This window comes from Mycobacterium paraense (assembly GCF_002101815.1).
Classification (GTDB): Bacteria; Actinomycetota; Actinomycetes; order Mycobacteriales; family Mycobacteriaceae; genus Mycobacterium; species Mycobacterium paraense.
In genome coordinates this window covers 59,138-75,008 of record NZ_LQPM01000002.1, presented here as the reverse complement: position 1 = coordinate 75,008, position 15,871 = coordinate 59,138, and the positions used below count along the sequence as shown (strand labels likewise).

Below are 15,871 nucleotides of genomic sequence, written 5' to 3'. Positions count from 1 at the left end.
GCTTTAGCGTCGTGTCCATGCGCACCGAACCGATACTTCGAAACCGCCCGATCGCCGCACTCGCCGTCATCTGCCTCGGCGTCTTCGTCATCAGCGTCGACGCCACCATCGTCAACGTCGCCCTGCCCACCCTGTCGCGCGAACTCGGCGCCGACACGGCCCAGCTGCAATGGATCGTCGACGCCTACACCCTGGTCATGTCCGGCCTGCTGCTGTCGGCCGGCAGCCTGTCCGACCGCTACGGCAGGCGGGGGTGGCTCAACTCCGGGCTCGCGCTGTTCGCGCTGACTTCCGCCGTTGCGGCGCAAGTGAATTCGGCCGACGCGCTGATCGCGGCCCGCGCCGCGATGGGCGTCGGCGCGGCGGTGATCTTTCCGACCACGCTGGGCCTGATCACCAACATCTTCAGCGACCCGGCGGCGCGCGCCAAGGCGATCGGGCTGTGGGCGGCCATGGTGGGCGTCGGGGTGGCCGTGGGGCCGATCAGCGGCGGCTGGCTGCTCGAACACTTCTGGTGGGGCTCGATCTTCATGGTGAACATCCCCATCGCGGCCCTGGCCATCATCGGCGGCGTCCTGTTCGTCCCGACCTCGCGCGATCCGGCGGCCCCGCGCGTCGACGTCCCGGGCCTGATCCTGTCCGCGGTCGGCATCACGACACTGGTTTACACGGTCATCGAGGCGCCCACCTGGGGATGGACCAACGGCCGGACCGCCGCCGGATTCGCCCTCGCCACAGCCGTTCTCGCCGTGTTCGCGGTGTGGGAGCGCCGCAGCACCCACCCGATGCTGGACGTCTCCGTGTTCGCCAACCGGCGGTTCTCCGGCGGCAGCCTCGCGGTCACCGCCGGATTCCTCACCCTGTTCGGATTCATTTTCGTCATCACCCAGTACTTCCAATTCATCAAGGACTACACGGCGTTTCAGGCCGGCGTGCGGTTGTTGCCGGTCGCCGGGTCCATCGCGCTGGCCAGCATCGTGGGGCCGCGACTGGTGGAACGGGTCGGCACCACCGCCGTCGTCTCCGCCGGTCTGGCCGTGTTCGCCGGCGGCCTGGCCTGGGCGTCCACGGCCGACGCGGCCACGCCCTACAACCAGATCGCCCTGCAGATGCTGCTGCTCGGCGGCGGTCTTGGCCTGACCTTTTCCCCGGCCACCGAGGCCATCATGGGATCGCTGCCCGCCGACAAGGCGGGGGTCGGCTCGGCCGTCAACGACACGACGCGGGAACTCGGCGGCACCCTCGGGGTGGCCATCGCCGGCAGCATCTTCGCGTCGGTGTACTCGGGACATCTCGGCGCGAATGCGTTGACCGGCCTGCCCGCGGAGGCCATGCGGCACTCGATGGCCCTGGCACACACCGTAATCGGACGGCTGCCCGCCCCGCAGGCCGGCCACGTCCGCGCCGTCGTCGACCGCGCCTTCCTCGACGGCCTGCAGGTGAGCTCACTGGTATGCGCCGGCATCGCGCTGGGCGCCGCGATCGTCGTGGCGTGGCTGTTGCCGGCGCGCGAGCGGCAGGCTGCGCCGTCCCATGAACTGGCCAACGCCGCCTAAGGCGTCCCCCCCACAGAAAGGCACGAAACCAATGAGTACATCCGGCAGCACATACGTCCTCGGGCACGCGGACGCGGAGGTACAGCGGCTGCTCCTGCAGGCACGGCTGTATGACGGCTATACCGAGCACGCGCTGCGGCTCGCCGGGCTGCGGCCGGGCATGCGCGTACTCGACATCGGCAGCGGGCCCGGCGACGTATCGTTCGTCGCGGCCGGGCTGGTCGGCCCGACGGGAAGCGTGCTCGGCGTCGACGCCGCCCCCGCGATGGTCGAACTGGCCAGCGCCCGCGCCGCCGAAAAAGGCTTGACCACGGTCCGTTTCGTGCAATCGGCGATCGACGGCATCACCCTGGACGAACCCGTGGACGCCGTCATCGGCCGGCTGATCCTGATGCACCTCCCCGACCCGGCCGCCACCCTGCGCCACCTCGCCTCGCTGCTGCGCCCCGGCGGCGTGATGGCGTTCGCCGAGATCGACATCACCCGGGCACGCAGCGTCCCGGACCTACCGCTGTTCAGCCAGGTGACGGCGGGCATCGTCCGCGCCTTCGAGGCCATGGGGATCAGCCCGCGGTTCGGCACAACGCTGCACACCGTCTTCGCCGACGCCGGCCTGGGCGCGCCGCGGCTGACCATCGGAGCACCGATCGGCACAGCCGCCGACGGCGACATCCTCGCCTACGGCGCGGAAGTTTGGCGGCTCGTCTCGCCCGTCGCAGAACAAGGGGGCTTCGGCCTCGACGACCTCGGTGACATCGGCGAGTTCGTCCCGCGGTTCCGCGAGGAGGCGCTCGCGGCCAATGCCCTGATCACCATGCCCTCCATCATCACCGCGTCGGCCGAGGTGCAGAAATGAACGCCACAATCTCCGACCAGTACTCGACGGGCCTGTCGCGCAACAACATCGAGCGTGCCCTCGTCGCCGCCGGCAAGGACCTCGACCGCCTCGCACCCGCCGACCTCGGCCTGCTCGAGGACTTCCACACGATGGGCCGCATCGCGACCGCGCAGCTGGTCGACCTCGCGGGAATCACCGCCGAGAGCGAGGTCCTCGACGCCGGCAGCGGGGTCGGCGGCACCGCCCGCTACGTCGCCGACCGCTACCGCGCCCGGGTCACCGCGGTGGACCTCACCGACGAATACTGCGACACGAACCGCTGGCTCAACCGACTCGTCGGCCTCGACGCCCAGATCGAGGTCCGCCAGGCCGACGTCACCGAACTCCCCTTCGCCGACGCCACCTTCGACGTCGTCCTCAGCCAGCACGTCCAGATGAACGTGGCCGACAAAGCGCGGCTGTACGGCGAGGCGCACCGGGTGCTGAAGAAGGGTGGGCGGCTCGCCCTGTGGGACATCACGATCGGCGACGGCGAACTCGAGTATCCCCTCCCCTGGGCCGACGATCCCACGCGCAGCCACCTGGTCACCCCGGCCGAGTTGCGCGCCGCCGTCGAATCCGCCGGGTTCACCGTCGTGGCCTGGAACGACCTCACCGACCCGGCCGCCGCGCTCATGCAGGCCGTGCTGGCGCAGCCCGCCAACCCGCTGGGTTTGCACGCCTTCGTCACCGACTTTGCGCGCAAGGCCGACAACCTCACCCAGGCCCTGGCCGACGGACGCGTCCGCGCCATCCAGGCCGTGAGCGAAGCGTGAATGGCATGCACACCAACGAGATTCCCGACCAGCACTACACGCTGACCTGGAGCCGCGGCCGCGGCGAGGTCGGGTTCCTGCCGCGGTCCGACGGCTCCCGGCTGCGCTACTTCACGGCGGGAACCGGCCCTCCGCTCGTCCTGCTGCACACCGTTCGCACCCAGCTCGACTACTTCCAGCGGGTGATCCCCGCGCTCTGGGACGACTTCACGGTGTACGCCCTGGACCTGCCCGGCATGGGATGGTCCGACATCGCGCCCGGCGCCCGCTACGACGAGGCCGAATTGCGGGGCGCCGTCGTCGAATTCGTCACGGCGCTGGATTTGCGCGACGTGACCTTGGCCGGCGAATCGATGGGCGGCGCTCTCGCGGTGCTGGCCTCGATCGAGCTGACGGACCGGGTGAGTAACGTGATCGCGTTCAATCCCTACGACTACCCGGGCGGGCTGGAACGCGGCAACTGGTTGGCCCGCCTGATCGGGACGGGCGTCCGGCTGCCCGGATCGGGACCGATCTTCGCCGGACTGGAAAACCGCCTCATCCTCAAAGGCGTGCTGGCCGGCGGCTTCGCCGACCACCACGCGTTGCCCACGGACTTCCTCGCCGAGCTACGGCGAAGCGGCCGCCGGCGCGGCTACCCCAGGGTGAATCGGGCCATCATGCGCATCCTCCCCGGGCTCATCGACGCCAAAAGCCGCTACGCGCAGGTGACTACGCCGGTCACGCTGGTCTACAGCGAGCGGGATTGGTCGCGCCCGGCGGATCGGGAACAGGTCGCGCGCCTGCTTGGTGTCCGGGCCCTCACGGTGCCCGGCGTCGGGCATTTCTCGGCCCTGGAGCGCCCCACCGAAATGGTCCGCATCATCCGGCAGAGCACCGGCAGGCCCGCCATTCCCTAAGCTGTGCGGGTGGAACGGTGCGAGGAGTGCGGATACGCCTACGACCTGACCGCCGCGACCCGCGCCGGCGACGAGATCCGGTCCGCCGTTGCCGAATTGGCGCGTCTCCTCGTCACCACCGAACGGCGCGCCCTCGCGCGGCGGACCGCGCCGGAGCGGTGGTCCCCGCTGGAGTACGCCTGCCACGTCCGCGACGTACTGATCACCCAGCGCGAGCGGGTGCTGCTGGCCCGCCGCACCGACGTGCCCGCCGCCGTGCCGATGGGCCGCGACGGACGCGTCGCCCATGACGGATACGCCGAGAGCGACCCGGCCGAGGTCGCCGAGGAGGTGACGATCGCCGCGCGGCTGCTGGCGAACACTCTGAGCCGGCTCGGCACCCGCGATTGGGAGCTCCGCATCGTCAGCAACTGGCCGCAGCGCACCGAGCGGACGCTGCGCTGGGTGGCCGCCAATACCGTGCACGACGTGCGTCACCACCTGCTAGACATCAAGCGCCAGGTTCTCGCCTAGGCCGAACCGGTAGCGGGCCGGGTCAACGGACGGCGCGTGCTCGCCGAGCCAGACGGCCGACTCGCCGGAATGCCGCGGCCGGGCGGGTCGGGGATGCTGCTGGCGCCGGTCGAAGCGGTCGAGCCGGGGCGTCGGCACCAGTCCGGTCAGCATGAGACTGCCGATCTCGCGCAGCATCCCGCCCGCGGTGCGCCGGGTGTCCGCCGCGTTGACGTAGCGGCGGGCGATCGTGAGAAAGTCTTCCGGTTCGACGCCCGCGACGTCACGCACGTGGGTGGTGGGGCCGCCCACCTCCCAGGTGCCCAGGCCGGTCTCCGGCAGGTAATGGCGCAATCCGGACTCGAAGAACATGTCGACGCCGAGCCGCTTGGCGCTCACGCTCACCGCTCGCAGGAACATCCACGACGGAATCTCCATAAGACGGACCCGCCGGCCGAGCGCCTCACCGACCGCCTCGGCGATGTCCGCCCCGGACAACAGCTTTGGGCCCGTCGGGCGGTAGGCGCGACCGTCGTGGCGGTGCGGGTCGAGCAGCACACCCACCGCGACCCGGGCGATGTCCTCGTTGGACGGGGGCGCGTTGAGCCGGCCGCCCGTGTGCGGCATCGGTAACACCCCGAGTTGGACGGCCATCGGCAGCACCTGGAAATAGTTGTCCGCGAAGAAGCCGGGATCGACCGCGACGTGCGCGGTGTCCGGCAGCAGCGCAAACAGCTTGTCGGCCAACCACTGTTGGCGCGTCATCAGGGCCGGATGCTCGGGACTGGCCAGCCACTGGCCCAGCGCGACCACCGCCTCAACGCCCGCATCACGCGCGGCCACCGCGAAGCTGACCGCGCTGTCGAGCGCATGCGGGTGGTACGGGGGGTTGAAGAACAGCCGATCCACGCCGTCGACCGCTGCCCGAACCTGTTGAATGTCAAGCATATCCGCCACGACAACCTCGGCGCCCCGCGCCCGCAGCCGGTCACTGCGCCCGTCGTCGCGATGCACCAATGCCCTGGTGGCCACGCCCCGTTCCAGCAATTGGGTCGCCACCGCGCCGCCGACCTTTCCCGTGGCGCCGGTGACCAGCACGCGTGCGTTCGTCATTGGAGTTCCCCTTTCGACCTTCGATATGTGACCAATGGTTACATCAGCAGTATGCGACCGCGATGTGACCGTTGTCAACATCTCGGCCGGCGTGAGATCGTGATGGCATGGGTTCCGTCGGCGCCGGCCCCGCCGGCAAAAAGGGCTACCACCACGGCGCGTTGCAGTCCGCCCTGATCGAGGCGAGCATCGCGCTGGCGCGCCAGGGCGGACCCGATCGGGTGATCCTGCGCGAGGCGGCCCGGGCCGCCGGGGTGTCGCACTCGGCCGCCTACCGCCACTTCGCCGACCGCGAGGCGCTGTTGGCCGAGGTGTCGCGCTTCGCGCGCAACGAACTGGCCGAGCAGATGCGCCGTCGCGTCAATCGCAGCACCGACCCGCGCAAGAGACTGCGCGCGGTCGGCACCGCCTACATCGACTTCGCGATCTCCGAGCCGGGCCTGTTCCGCACCGCATTCACCTCGCACCCCGCGACGTCCGCGGAGCCAGCGGACGCCACCGCCGACCCCTTCGGGGTCCTCGGCCAAGTGCTCGACGAAGCCCAGGCCGCCGGCCTGCTGGACGCCGACCGCCGGCAGGGAGCCGAGGTCGCGGCCTGGTCCGCCGTGCACGGCCTGGCCGGCCTGCTCCTCGACGGACCGCTGCCCGCGAGCCCCGCCGCCGTCAGGTTTTCACGGGCCCGGGTGCTCGACCTCATCGAACGAGGGCTGCTGAACGAGTGACGCTGGCGGCACGCATGCTTCGCGTGGTGGAGTGGGTATCGCACCAAGAAGTCGCCCGCGAGCTGAGAGTGAGGTCCGCAGTGAGCCCAGGGCTGGGTCTGCCGGAGAAGGTGCGTGCCTGTCTGTTCGACCTCGACGGTGTGCTCACCGACACCGCGAGCGTCCACACCAAGGCCTGGAAGGCCATGTTCGACGCCTACCTGTCCGAACGGGCCGAGCGAACCGGAGAGAAGTTCGTCCCGTTCGACCCGGCCGCCGACTACCGCAAATACGTCGACGGCAAGAAGCGCGAAGACGGCGTGCGCTCGTTCTTGGACAGCCGCGGCATCGAGCTGCCCGACGGCGACCCGGACGACCCCGGCGACAAGGAGACGATCTACGGCCTGGGCAACCGCAAGAACGACATGTTCCAAAAGGTCCTGCACGACGACGGCGTCGAGGTCTTCGACGGCTCCCGGCGCTACCTCGAAGCGGTCTCGGCCGCCGGCCTCGGGATCGCCGTGGTGTCGTCGAGCGCCAACACCCGCGACGTCCTCGAGATCACCGGCCTGGACCGCTACGTCCAGAAGCGGGTGGACGGCGTCACGCTGCGCGAGGAGCACATCGCCGGTAAGCCGGCCCCGGACTCCTACCTGCGCGGGGCCGAGCTGCTCGACGTCGGCCCCGACGAGGCGGCCGTGTTCGAGGACGCGTTGTCGGGCGTGCAGGCCGGCCGGGCCGGTAATTTCGGCTACGTGGTGGGCGTCGACCGGGTGGGCCAGGCCGACGACTTGCGCCGCAACGGCGCCGACGTCGTGGTCACCGATCTCGCCGACCTGCTGTCATGATCACCGAGGAGTGCTACCCCGTCGAACCGTGGCAGGTTCGCGAGACCAAGCTCGACCTGAACCTGCTGGCGCAGTCGGAATCGCTGTTCGCGCTGGCCAATGGCCATATCGGGCTACGCGGCAACCTCGACGAGGGCGAGCCGCATGGCCTGCCGGGCACCTACCTGAACTCCTTCTACGAGATCCGGCCGCTGCCCTACGCCGAGGCCGGCTTCGGCTACCCGGAGGCGGGCCAGACGATCGTCGACGTCACCAACGGCAAGATCATCCGGCTGCTGGTCGAGGACGAGCCCTTCGACGTCCGCTACGGCGAGCTGATGTCGCACGAGCGGGTGCTCGATTTGCGCGCCGGGACACTGACGCGCCGCGCGCACTGGCGCTCGCCGGCCGGCAAGGAGGTCCGGGTCGTGTCCACCCGGCTGGTCTCGCTGGCCCAGCGCGGCGTCGCCGCCATCGAGTACGTGGTGGAGGCGGTCGACGAATTCGTCCGCGTGACCGTGCAGTCCGAGCTGGTCACCAACGAGGACCAGCCCGAGACCTCCGACGACCCCCGGGTGTCGGCGATCCTGGAGAACCCGCTCGAGGCCGTCGACCACGAAAAGACCGAGACCGGAGCGCTTCTCATGCACCGGACCCGGGCCAGCGCCCTGATGATGTCGGCCGCGATGGATCACGAAATCGACGTCCCCGGCCGCGTCGAATTCAGTACCGACGCCCGCCCGGACCTGGCCCGGACCACGGTCATCTGCGGGCTGCGCGCGGGCCAGAAGCTGCGCATCGTCAAGTATCTGGCGTACGGCTGGTCGAGCATGCGCTCGCGCCCCGCGCTGCGCGACCAGGCCGCCGCCGCGATCCACAGCGCCCGCTACACCGGGTGGCAGGGGCTGCTGGACGCGCAGCGGGCCTACCTCGACGACTTCTGGGAGAACGCGGACGTCGAGGTCGAGGGCGACCCCGAATCCCAGCAGGCCGTCCGCTTCGGGATGTTCCACCTGCTGCAGGCCAGCGCCCGCGCCGAACGCCGCGCCATCGCCGCCAAGGGGCTCACCGGAACCGGCTACGACGGCCACGCCTTCTGGGACACCGAGGGGTACGTGTTGCCGGTGCTGACGTACACCGCGCCGCACACCGTCGCCGACGCGCTGCGCTGGCGGGCGTCGACGCTGGAACTGGCCAAGGAGCGCGCGGCCGAACTCGGGCTGGAGGGCGCCAGCTTCCCGTGGCGCACCATCCGCGGGCAGGAGTGCTCGGCGTACTGGCCGGCCGGCACGGCGGCCTGGCACATCAACGCCGACATCGCGATGGCCTTCGAGCGGTACCGCACCGTCACCGGCGACGACGAGCTGGAGCGCGACTGCGGCCTCAAGGTGCTCGTCGAGACCGCGCGGCTGTGGATGTCGCTCGGGCACCACGACCGGCACGGCGTCTGGCACCTCGACGGGGTCACGGGGCCCGACGAGTACACGGCGATCGTGCGCGACAACGTCTTCACGAACCTGATGGCCGCGCACAACCTGGTGACCGCCGCCGACGCCTGCAACCGCCACCCGGAGGAGGCGACGGCGCTCGAAGTCACCACCGAGGAAGCCGCCTCCTGGCGCGACGCGGCCGATGCCGTCAACATCCCCTACGACGCCGAACTGGGCGTGCATCAGCAGTGCGACGGGTTCACCACCTTCGCCGAATGGGACTTCGAAAAGAACACCACCTATCCCCTGCTGCTGAACGAGGCCTACGTTCGGCTTTACCCCGCTCAGGTGATCAAGCAGGCCGACCTCGTGCTGGCGATGCAGTGGCAGAGCCACGCGTTCACCCCCGAACAGAAGGCGCGCAACGTCGACTACTACGAGCGGCGCATGGTGCGCGACTCGTCCCTGTCGGCCTGCACCCAGGCGGTGATGTGCGCCGAGGTGGGGCACCTGGAGCTGGCCCACGACTACGCCTACGAGGCCGCGCTGATCGACCTGCGCGACCTGCACCACAACACCCGCGACGGACTGCACATGGCCTCGCTCGCCGGGGCCTGGATGACGCTGGTGGTGGGTTTCGGCGGCCTGCGCGACGACGAGGGCATCCTGTCGCTGGATCCCCAACTGCCGGACGGCATTTCGCGGCTCAGGTTCCGGCTGCGCTGGCGCGACTTCCGGCTCACCGTCGACGTCAACCACGCCGACGTCACCTACGCGGTGCAGGACGGGCCCGAGCACGAGCTGACCATCCGGCACGCCGGCGGGCAGCTCACGCTGAGCACCGACGCGCCGACGACCGTCCCCGTGCGCGTCCGCAAACCTCTGTTGCCGACGCCGCAGCAGCCGCCGGGCCGCGAACCGCTGCACCGGCGCGCCCTGGCCCGCACTCAGTGAGGTTGCAGGACCCGGGAAATTTCGGTGGCGATCGCCTGACGCAGTTCGGTATCCGGCAGGTCATCGATGCCGACCGCCGAGCGTAAAAAAGGGGCAAACAGCCGCCAACCGAACTGCAGCGCAAAGGCGTTCGCCACGGCGAGCCGCGCGCTGAGGTCCCCGTCGGGGCCGGGGCCGTGCATGGGGCGGATGTCGTCGTACATCTGCGAGGCGCCGGGGAACCGCGACTGCAACTTGCCCGCCGGGTAGCCGTCGAGCAGCGTGCGCGCCATGACCCGCAGGTGGCGGTCCAGCGCCCGCTCCGCCTCCTCGGGGGTCGGGTCACTCTGCAGCAACGCGGTCGTGCCCGCGCCCAGGTGGTCGAGCACGGCGCCGACGAGCTGGTCCTTGGTGCCAAAGTGTCGGAAAACCAAGCCGTGGTTGACCTTTGACCGGGCGGCGATGTCGCGGATCGACGTCGCCGCCGGGCCCCGCTCGGCGAACAGCTCGGTGGCGGCCTCCAGGATCGCGGCGCCCACCTCTTCTCGCCCGGTGGGATTTTTCCGGCCGGCCCTTGCCGAAGTTGTAGTCATATGACTACACTAACTCATGTAGTCAGTTGACTACACCCGATCGCGGCAAAAGGACGAAAGAAATGACCCACTCCCTCACCGTCACCAAGCTGGGCAGCCGGATCGGCGCCCGACTCGACGGCGTGCGCCTGGGCGGCGACCTCGACCCGGCCAGCGTCGACGAGATCCGCGCGGCCCTGCTGGCCCACAAAGTGATCTTCTTCCGCGGGCAGGACCACCTCGACGACGAGGCGCAGCTGGCGTTCGCGCGGCTGCTGGGCACCCCGATCGGGCACCCCGCCGCGAAGTTCCTCGCCGCGGAGAACGCGCCGATCATCACGCCGATCAACTCCGAGTACGGCAAGGCGACGCGGTGGCACACCGACGTCACGTTCGCCGCGAACTACCCCGCGGCCTCGATCCTGCGCGCCGTCACGCTGCCCAGCTACGGGGGTTCGACGCTGTGGGCGTCCACCGCGGCGGCCTACGACCACCTGCCCGAGCCGCTGAAGTGGCTCGTCGACAACCTGTGGGCGTTGCACAGCAACCGCCACGACTACATCACCGAAGCGGCCTTCACCGAGACCTTGACCGACGCGCAGCGGGCATTCCGGCAGGCGTTCGAGAAAAAGGAGTTCCAAACCGAGCACCCCGTGGTCCGCGTGCACCCGGAGACCGGTGAGCGGACGCTGGTGCTCGGCGACTTCGTGCGCGGGTTCGTCGGGATGGACAGCTACGAATCGAGCGTGCTGTTCGAGCTCCTGCAACGACGAATCACCATGCCCGAGAACACCATTCGCTGGAGCTGGAGTTACGGTGACGTCGCCATCTGGGACAACCGGGCGACGCAGCACCGGGCGATCGACGACTACGACGGCCAGCACCGGCTGATGCACCGCGTCACGCTGATGGGCGACGTGCCCGTCAACGTGCACGGCCAACGCAGCCGGGTCGTCAGCGGCGTCCCGCTCGACGTGAGCACCCCGGAGGAGATCGCGAGCTGACGCGAGGGGTCAGCCCGCGGTACTCACCGGGTCGATAGGAAGCCAGCGCAGCGCGCCCGGAGCATGCGCCGGCACCACCGGGTGCTCGGGCGGAATCGGCGACAGCCGGCGATAGGTATCGCCCTGCAGCGGCCGCAGGTCCTGTTCGCCCCTGTTCGGCCACATCGAGGCGGCCCGCTCGGCCTGCGCGGTGATGGACAGCGACGGGTTGACGCCCAGGTTCGCCGAGATCGCCGCGCCGTCCACCACGTACAGCGTCGGATAGCCGTAGACCCGGTGATACGGGTCGATGACGCCGCGTTCGGGGCTGTCGCCGATCACCGCGCCGCCCAGGAAGTGGGCCGTCAGCGGGATGTTGAACAGCTCGCCCCAGGTGCCGCCGGCCACGCCGTCGATCTTGGCGGCGATGCGGCGGGTGACCTCGTTGCCGACCGGGATCCACGACGGGTTCGGCTCGCCGTGCCCCTGCTTGGACGAATACCAACGGATTCCGAGCTTGCCGCGCTTGGTGAAGGTGGTGATCGAGTTGTCCAGGTGCTGCATCACCAGCGCGATCACCGTGCGCTCGCTCCACTGGCGGACGTTGATCATGCGCACGATTCCGCGCGGGTCCTCGCGGGCCTGGTCCAGCAACTGCTTCCACCGCGGCACGTCGGTGCCCTCGGGACCCTCGCCGTCGGTCATCAGCGTCTGCAGCAGCCCCATCGCGTTGGAGCCCTTGCCGTAGCGGACCGGCTCGACGTGGGTGTCGGACGTCGGGTGGATCGACGACGTGATCGCCACGCCGTGCGTCAGGTCCAGATCGGGCAGCACCTCGAGCGTCGCGGCACCGACGATCGACTCGGAGTTGGTCCGGGTCAGCACGCCCAGGCGCTTCGACAGGCGGGGCAGCTTGCCCTTGTCGCGCATGTTGAACAGCAGGTGCTGGGTGCCCCAGGTGCCCGCGGCCAGGATCAGGTTTTCGGCGGTGTAGGTGCGCCGGTCGCGGCGCAGCCAGCTTCCGGTGCGCACTGTGTGGACCTCCCACAGCCCGTCGGGGCGCTGCTCGAAGCTCTTCACCGTGGTCATCGGAATGACCTGCGCGCCATGCGATTCCGCCAGGCCGAGGTAGTTCTTCACCAGCGTGTTCTTGGCGCCGTAGCGGCATCCGGTCATGCAGCAGCCGCATTCCAGGCAGCCGGTGCGGTCGGGCCCGGCGCCGCCGAAGTACGGGTCGGGCACGGTCTTGCCCGGCGCCTTGGTGCCGTCCGGGCCGAAGAACACCCCCACCGGCGTCGGCACCCAGGTGTCGCCGCAGCCCATGTCGTCGGCGACCTCCTTGACGAGGCGGTCGGCGTCGGTGAACGTCGGGTTCTCGACCACGCCCAGCATCCGCTGCGCCTGCTCGTAGTGCGGCATCAGCTCGTCACGCCAGTCGGTGATGTGCGCCCACTGCTGGTCGGAGAAGAACGGCTCCGGCGGCACGTACAACGTGTTGGCGTAGTTGAGCGAGCCGCCGCCCACGCCCGCGCCGGCCAGGATCATCACGTTGCGCAGCGGGTGGATGCGCTGGATGCCGTAGCAACCGAGCTTGGGAGCCCACAGAAACTTCCGGAGGTCCCACGAGGTCTCGGCGAACTCCTGGTCGGAGAAGCGGCGGCCGGCCTCCAGGACGCCCACCCGGTAGCCCTTTTCCGTCAGCCGCAGCGCGCTGACGCTGCCCCCGAATCCCGAACCGATGATCAGGACGTCGTAATCCGGCTTCATGGCACCAGTATGGCCGTACCCGTCGGTAATAAACCAGCGAGCCCCCGGGCTCAGCTACCGACCGCCAGGCCCAGTGTGCGGCTGGCCGCACACTCGAAGGCGAGGGTGCGGCTGGCCGCACATTCGGCGGCCGTAGGGCTCAGCTACCGACCGTCAGGCCGACCTTCTGGAACTCCTTGAGGTCGCAATAACCGGCCTTGGCCATCGAGCGGCGCAGGCCGCCGACCAGATTCAGGCTGCCGAACGGGTCGTCGGACGGACCACTCAGGACCTGCCGCAGCGGCGGGCGTTCGCCGACCGCGATCTGCAGCAACGCCCCGCGCGGCAGCGACGGGTGCGCCGCCGCGGCCGGCCAGAACCATCCGCCGCCGAGCGCCTCGGCGGATTCGGCCAGCGGCGTGCCCAGCACGACGGCGTCGGCGCCGCACGCGATGGCCTTGGCCAGCTCGCCCGAGGTGTGGATGTCGCCGTCGGCCAGCACATGCACGTAGCGGCCGCCGGTCTCGTCGAGGTATTCGCGGCGCGCGGCCGCGGCGTCGGCGATGGCGGTGGCCATCGGCACGCTGATGCCCAACACCTCGTCGCTGGTGGTCACCCCGCGGGTGGAGCCGTAGCCGACGATTACGCCCGCGGCGCCGGTCCGCATCAGGTGCAACGCGGTGCGGTGATCCAGCACGCCGCCGGCGACGACGGGGACGTCGAGCTCGGAGATGAAGGTCTTCAGGTTCAGCGGCTCACCGTCGCTGGCGACCCGTTCGGCCGAGACGATGGTGCCCTGGATGACCAGCAGGTCGATCCCGGCCTGCAGCAGCGCAGGGGTCAGCGCCTGCGCGTTCTGCGGGCTGACCCGCACCGCGGTGGTCACGCCGGCCTCGCGGATGCGCGCGACCGCCGAGCCCAGCAGTTCGGGGTCCAGCGGCGCGGCGTGCAGCTCCTGCAGCAGCCGGATCGCCGCCGACGGTTCCGGCTCCTTCTCGGCGGCCTCGAGCAGCTGCGCGATCTTGGCCTCGACGTCGGCGTGCCGGCCGATCAACCCCTCGCCGTTGAGCACGCCCAGGCCGCCGAGGCGGCCCAGCTCGATGGCGAACTCCGGCGACACCAGCGCGTCGGTCGGATGCGCGATGACCGGGATCTCGAACCGGTAGGCGTCCAGCTGCCACGCCGTGGAGACGTCCTGCGAGGAGCGGGTGCGCCGCGACGGCACGATGCTGATCTCGCTGAGTTCGTAGGTGCGACGGGCGACGCGGCCCATCCCGATCTCGACCATGGCCAGTTCGCTGCTCACCGCGCGAAGTAGTTGGGCGCTTCGACGGTCATGGCCACGTCGTGCGGATGGCTCTCCCGCAGGCCGGCCGCCGTGATCCGGACGAACTGCGCCTGTTGCAGCGCCTCGATGGTGGGCGAGCCGGTGTATCCCATCGCGGCGCGCAGGCCGCCGGTCAGCTGGTGGATGACCGACGACAGCGGCCCGCGGAACGGCACCCGGCCCTCGATGCCCTCGGGCACCAGCTTGTCCTCGGAGAGGGCGTCGTCGGCGAAATAGCGGTCCTTGGAGTAGGACTTGCCCGATCCGGAGCCCCGCCCCGCCATCGCGCCCAGCGACCCCATGCCGCGGTAGCTCTTGAATTGTTTGCCGTTGACGAAGATCAGCTCGCCGGGCGCCTCGGCGGTGCCGGCCAGCAGCGAGCCGAGCATGGTCGTCGACGCACCGGCGGCCAGCGCCTTGGCGATGTCGCCGGAGTACTGCAACCCGCCGTCGGCGATCACCGGCACGCCCGCCGGCCGGCACACCGCGACGGCCTCCAGAATCGCCGTGATCTGTGGCGCGCCGACGCCGGCGACCACCCGCGTCGTGCAGATGGATCCGGGGCCCACACCGACCTTGACCGCGTCGGCGCCGGCGTCGATGAGCGCCGCGGCCGCCGCCCGGGTGGCGACGTTGCCGCCGATCACCTCGACGCGGTCGCCGACCTCGGCCTTGAGCTTGCCGACCATGTCGAGCACCAGCCGGTTGTGCGCGTGCGCGGTGTCGACGATCAGCACGTCGACGCCGGCGTCGACCAGCATCATCGCGCGCACCCAGGCGTCCCCGCCGACGCCGACGGCGGCGCCGACCAGCAGCCGCCCGTCGCTGTCCTTGGTGGCCAGCGGGTGCTGCTCGGTCTTGACGAAGTCCTTGACGGTGATGAGGCCGGTCAGCCTGCCGTGGCCGTCGACCACGGGCAGCTTCTCGATCTTGTTGCGCCGCAACAGGCCCAGCGCCGCGTCGGCGCTGACGCCCTCCTGCGCGGTGATCAGCGGGGCCTTGGTCATGACCTCGGCGACGGGCCGGGTCTGGTCGACCTCGAAGCGCATGTCGCGGTTGGTGATGATGCCGACCAGGGCGCCGGACTCGTCAACCACCGGCAGCCCGGAGATCCGGAACTTCGCGCACATGGCGTCGACCTGGGCCAGCGTGTTGTCCGGGCGGCAGGTGACCGGGTCGGTGACCATGCCGGCCTCGGAGCGCTTCACCATCTCGACCTGCGCGGCCTGTTCGGCGACCGGCAGGTTGCGGTGCAGCACGCCCATGCCGCCGGCGCGGGCCATCGCGATGGCCATCCGCGACTCGGTGACGGTGTCCATCGCCGAGCTGACCAGCGGCACCTTGAGCCGGATCTTCCTGGTGAGCTGGCTGGAGGTGTCCGCGGTGGCCGGGACCACGTCGGAGGCCGCGGGCAACAGCAGGACGTCGTCGAAGGTCAGGCCGAGCATCGCGATCTTGTACGGGTTGTCGCCCCCCGTCGGCACGGGGTCGTCGGCCAGCCCCTGTAGATGGGGGTCGCGCACGTACGCGCCGACAACCAGGTCGGAGCTGTCTTCTAAGTGGGACATGCCACGGGTCATCGGGAGGCCCTCCATACGCGCGCGGAGTGAGAAGCCCATCCTATCGGCTCCCGGGGCCC

Annotated in this window: 14 protein-coding genes; 9 read left to right on the top strand and 5 right to left on the bottom strand. The window is 70.2% G+C overall.

Features of this window, described 5'->3' with window-relative positions:
- Positions 1 to 17: 17 nt before the first annotated feature.
- Genes AWB89_RS00935 through AWB89_RS00915 form a run of 5 tightly spaced genes read left to right on the top strand, consistent with a single transcriptional unit; the run spans position 18 to position 4,621 of the window.
- A complete protein-coding gene (locus AWB89_RS00935) occupies positions 18 to 1,556 on the top strand; it encodes an MFS transporter (protein WP_085171172.1) in 1,539 nt (512 codons plus the stop codon).
- A 31-nt stretch (positions 1,557 to 1,587) separates the two neighbouring features.
- Positions 1,588 to 2,412 carry a class I SAM-dependent methyltransferase gene (locus AWB89_RS00930; protein WP_085171171.1) on the top strand — a complete coding sequence of 275 codons (825 nt, stop codon included), beginning with the start codon at positions 1,588 to 1,590 and terminating at the stop codon, positions 2,410 to 2,412.
- On the top strand, positions 2,409 to 3,209 hold the full coding sequence (locus tag AWB89_RS00925; RefSeq protein ID WP_085171170.1) for a class I SAM-dependent methyltransferase: 801 nt from the start codon (positions 2,409 to 2,411) through the stop codon (positions 3,207 to 3,209). The genes AWB89_RS00930 and AWB89_RS00925 overlap by 4 nt, the downstream gene beginning before the upstream one ends.
- Positions 3,210 to 3,214: 5 nt before the next feature.
- Entirely contained in the window at positions 3,215 to 4,108 is an 894-nt protein-coding gene (locus tag AWB89_RS00920) for an alpha/beta fold hydrolase (protein ID WP_085171169.1), read from the top strand.
- A 9-nt stretch (positions 4,109 to 4,117) separates the two neighbouring features.
- A complete protein-coding gene (locus AWB89_RS00915) occupies positions 4,118 to 4,621 on the top strand; it encodes a DinB family protein (RefSeq protein WP_085171204.1) in 504 nt (167 codons plus the stop codon).
- Here AWB89_RS00915 and AWB89_RS00910 read toward each other — a convergent pair.
- Positions 4,592 to 5,713: an NmrA family NAD(P)-binding protein gene (locus AWB89_RS00910; RefSeq protein ID WP_158089794.1), complete on the bottom strand. Its 1,122-nt coding sequence runs from the start codon at positions 5,711 to 5,713 to the stop codon at positions 4,592 to 4,594. The genes AWB89_RS00915 and AWB89_RS00910 overlap by 30 nt on opposite strands.
- 107 nt (positions 5,714 to 5,820) lie before the next feature.
- Here AWB89_RS00910 and AWB89_RS00905 point away from each other — a divergent pair, with 107 nt between their 5' ends.
- Genes AWB89_RS00905 through AWB89_RS00895 form a run of 3 tightly spaced genes read left to right on the top strand, consistent with a single transcriptional unit; the run spans position 5,821 to position 9,625 of the window.
- Positions 5,821 to 6,435, top strand: a complete 615-nt coding sequence (locus tag AWB89_RS00905) for a TetR/AcrR family transcriptional regulator (protein ID WP_085171167.1) — start codon at positions 5,821 to 5,823, stop codon at positions 6,433 to 6,435.
- A 14-nt stretch (positions 6,436 to 6,449) separates the two neighbouring features.
- The gene (locus AWB89_RS00900; protein ID WP_142282389.1) at positions 6,450 to 7,262 is read left to right on the top strand and encodes a beta-phosphoglucomutase family hydrolase; all 813 of its coding nucleotides are present in this window, start codon (positions 6,450 to 6,452) and stop codon (positions 7,260 to 7,262) included.
- A complete protein-coding gene (locus AWB89_RS00895; protein ID WP_085171166.1) occupies positions 7,259 to 9,625 on the top strand; it encodes a glycoside hydrolase family 65 protein in 2,367 nt (788 codons plus the stop codon). Before AWB89_RS00900 ends, AWB89_RS00895 begins: the two co-directional genes overlap by 4 nt.
- On the opposite strand, the gene AWB89_RS00890 is transcribed toward AWB89_RS00895, so the two are convergent.
- Positions 9,619 to 10,197, bottom strand: a complete 579-nt coding sequence (locus tag AWB89_RS00890; RefSeq protein ID WP_085171165.1) for a TetR/AcrR family transcriptional regulator — start codon at positions 10,195 to 10,197, stop codon at positions 9,619 to 9,621. The two genes, AWB89_RS00895 and AWB89_RS00890, sit on opposite strands and share 7 nt — an antisense overlap.
- 62 nt (positions 10,198 to 10,259) lie before the next feature.
- Here AWB89_RS00890 and AWB89_RS00885 point away from each other — a divergent pair, with 62 nt between their 5' ends.
- Positions 10,260 to 11,180: a TauD/TfdA dioxygenase family protein gene (locus AWB89_RS00885; protein ID WP_085171164.1), complete on the top strand. Its 921-nt coding sequence runs from the start codon at positions 10,260 to 10,262 to the stop codon at positions 11,178 to 11,180.
- A gap of 9 nt (positions 11,181 to 11,189) precedes the next feature.
- Here the strand turns inward: AWB89_RS00885 and AWB89_RS00880 are convergent, their stop codons facing one another.
- The 3 genes from AWB89_RS00880 to guaB form a co-directional block, all read right to left on the bottom strand.
- Positions 11,190 to 12,926, bottom strand: a complete 1,737-nt coding sequence (locus tag AWB89_RS00880; RefSeq protein WP_085096343.1) for a GMC oxidoreductase — start codon at positions 12,924 to 12,926, stop codon at positions 11,190 to 11,192.
- Between the two features lie 139 nt (positions 12,927 to 13,065).
- Positions 13,066 to 14,193 (bottom strand): GuaB3 family IMP dehydrogenase-related protein, encoded by a 1,128-nt coding sequence (locus AWB89_RS00875; RefSeq protein ID WP_085096492.1) that lies wholly within the window; start codon positions 14,191 to 14,193, stop codon positions 13,066 to 13,068.
- Positions 14,194 to 14,207: 14 nt separating this feature from the next.
- On the bottom strand, positions 14,208 to 15,812 hold the full coding sequence (gene guaB / locus AWB89_RS00870; RefSeq protein WP_085096494.1) for an IMP dehydrogenase: 1,605 nt from the start codon (positions 15,810 to 15,812) through the stop codon (positions 14,208 to 14,210).
- Between the last annotated feature and the right edge of the window lie 59 nt (positions 15,813 to 15,871).

What these genes read in the sequence shown, in the direction of transcription:
- AWB89_RS00935 (WP_085171172.1), top strand. Translation starts at nt 18, where the DNA reads ATGCGCACCGAACCGATACTTCGAAACCGCCCGATCGCCGCACTCGCC.
- AWB89_RS00930 (WP_085171171.1), top strand. Translation starts at nt 1,588, where the DNA reads ATGAGTACATCCGGCAGCACATACGTCCTCGGGCACGCGGACGCGGAG.
- AWB89_RS00925 (WP_085171170.1), top strand. Translation starts at nt 2,409, where the DNA reads ATGAACGCCACAATCTCCGACCAGTACTCGACGGGCCTGTCGCGCAAC.
- AWB89_RS00920 (WP_085171169.1), top strand. Translation starts at nt 3,215, where the DNA reads ATGCACACCAACGAGATTCCCGACCAGCACTACACGCTGACCTGGAGC.
- AWB89_RS00910 (WP_158089794.1), bottom strand. Translation starts at nt 5,713, where the DNA reads ATGACGAACGCACGCGTGCTGGTCACCGGCGCCACGGGAAAGGTCGGC.
- AWB89_RS00905 (WP_085171167.1), top strand. Translation starts at nt 5,821, where the DNA reads ATGGGTTCCGTCGGCGCCGGCCCCGCCGGCAAAAAGGGCTACCACCAC.
- AWB89_RS00900 (WP_142282389.1), top strand. Translation starts at nt 6,450, where the DNA reads ATGCTTCGCGTGGTGGAGTGGGTATCGCACCAAGAAGTCGCCCGCGAG.
- AWB89_RS00895 (WP_085171166.1), top strand. Translation starts at nt 7,259, where the DNA reads ATGATCACCGAGGAGTGCTACCCCGTCGAACCGTGGCAGGTTCGCGAG.
- AWB89_RS00890 (WP_085171165.1), bottom strand. Translation starts at nt 10,197, where the DNA reads ATGACTACAACTTCGGCAAGGGCCGGCCGGAAAAATCCCACCGGGCGA.
- AWB89_RS00885 (WP_085171164.1), top strand. Translation starts at nt 10,260, where the DNA reads ATGACCCACTCCCTCACCGTCACCAAGCTGGGCAGCCGGATCGGCGCC.
- AWB89_RS00880 (WP_085096343.1), bottom strand. Translation starts at nt 12,926, where the DNA reads ATGAAGCCGGATTACGACGTCCTGATCATCGGTTCGGGATTCGGGGGC.
- AWB89_RS00875 (WP_085096492.1), bottom strand. Translation starts at nt 14,193, where the DNA reads ATGGTCGAGATCGGGATGGGCCGCGTCGCCCGTCGCACCTACGAACTC.
- guaB (WP_085096494.1), bottom strand. Translation starts at nt 15,812, where the DNA reads ATGACCCGTGGCATGTCCCACTTAGAAGACAGCTCCGACCTGGTTGTC.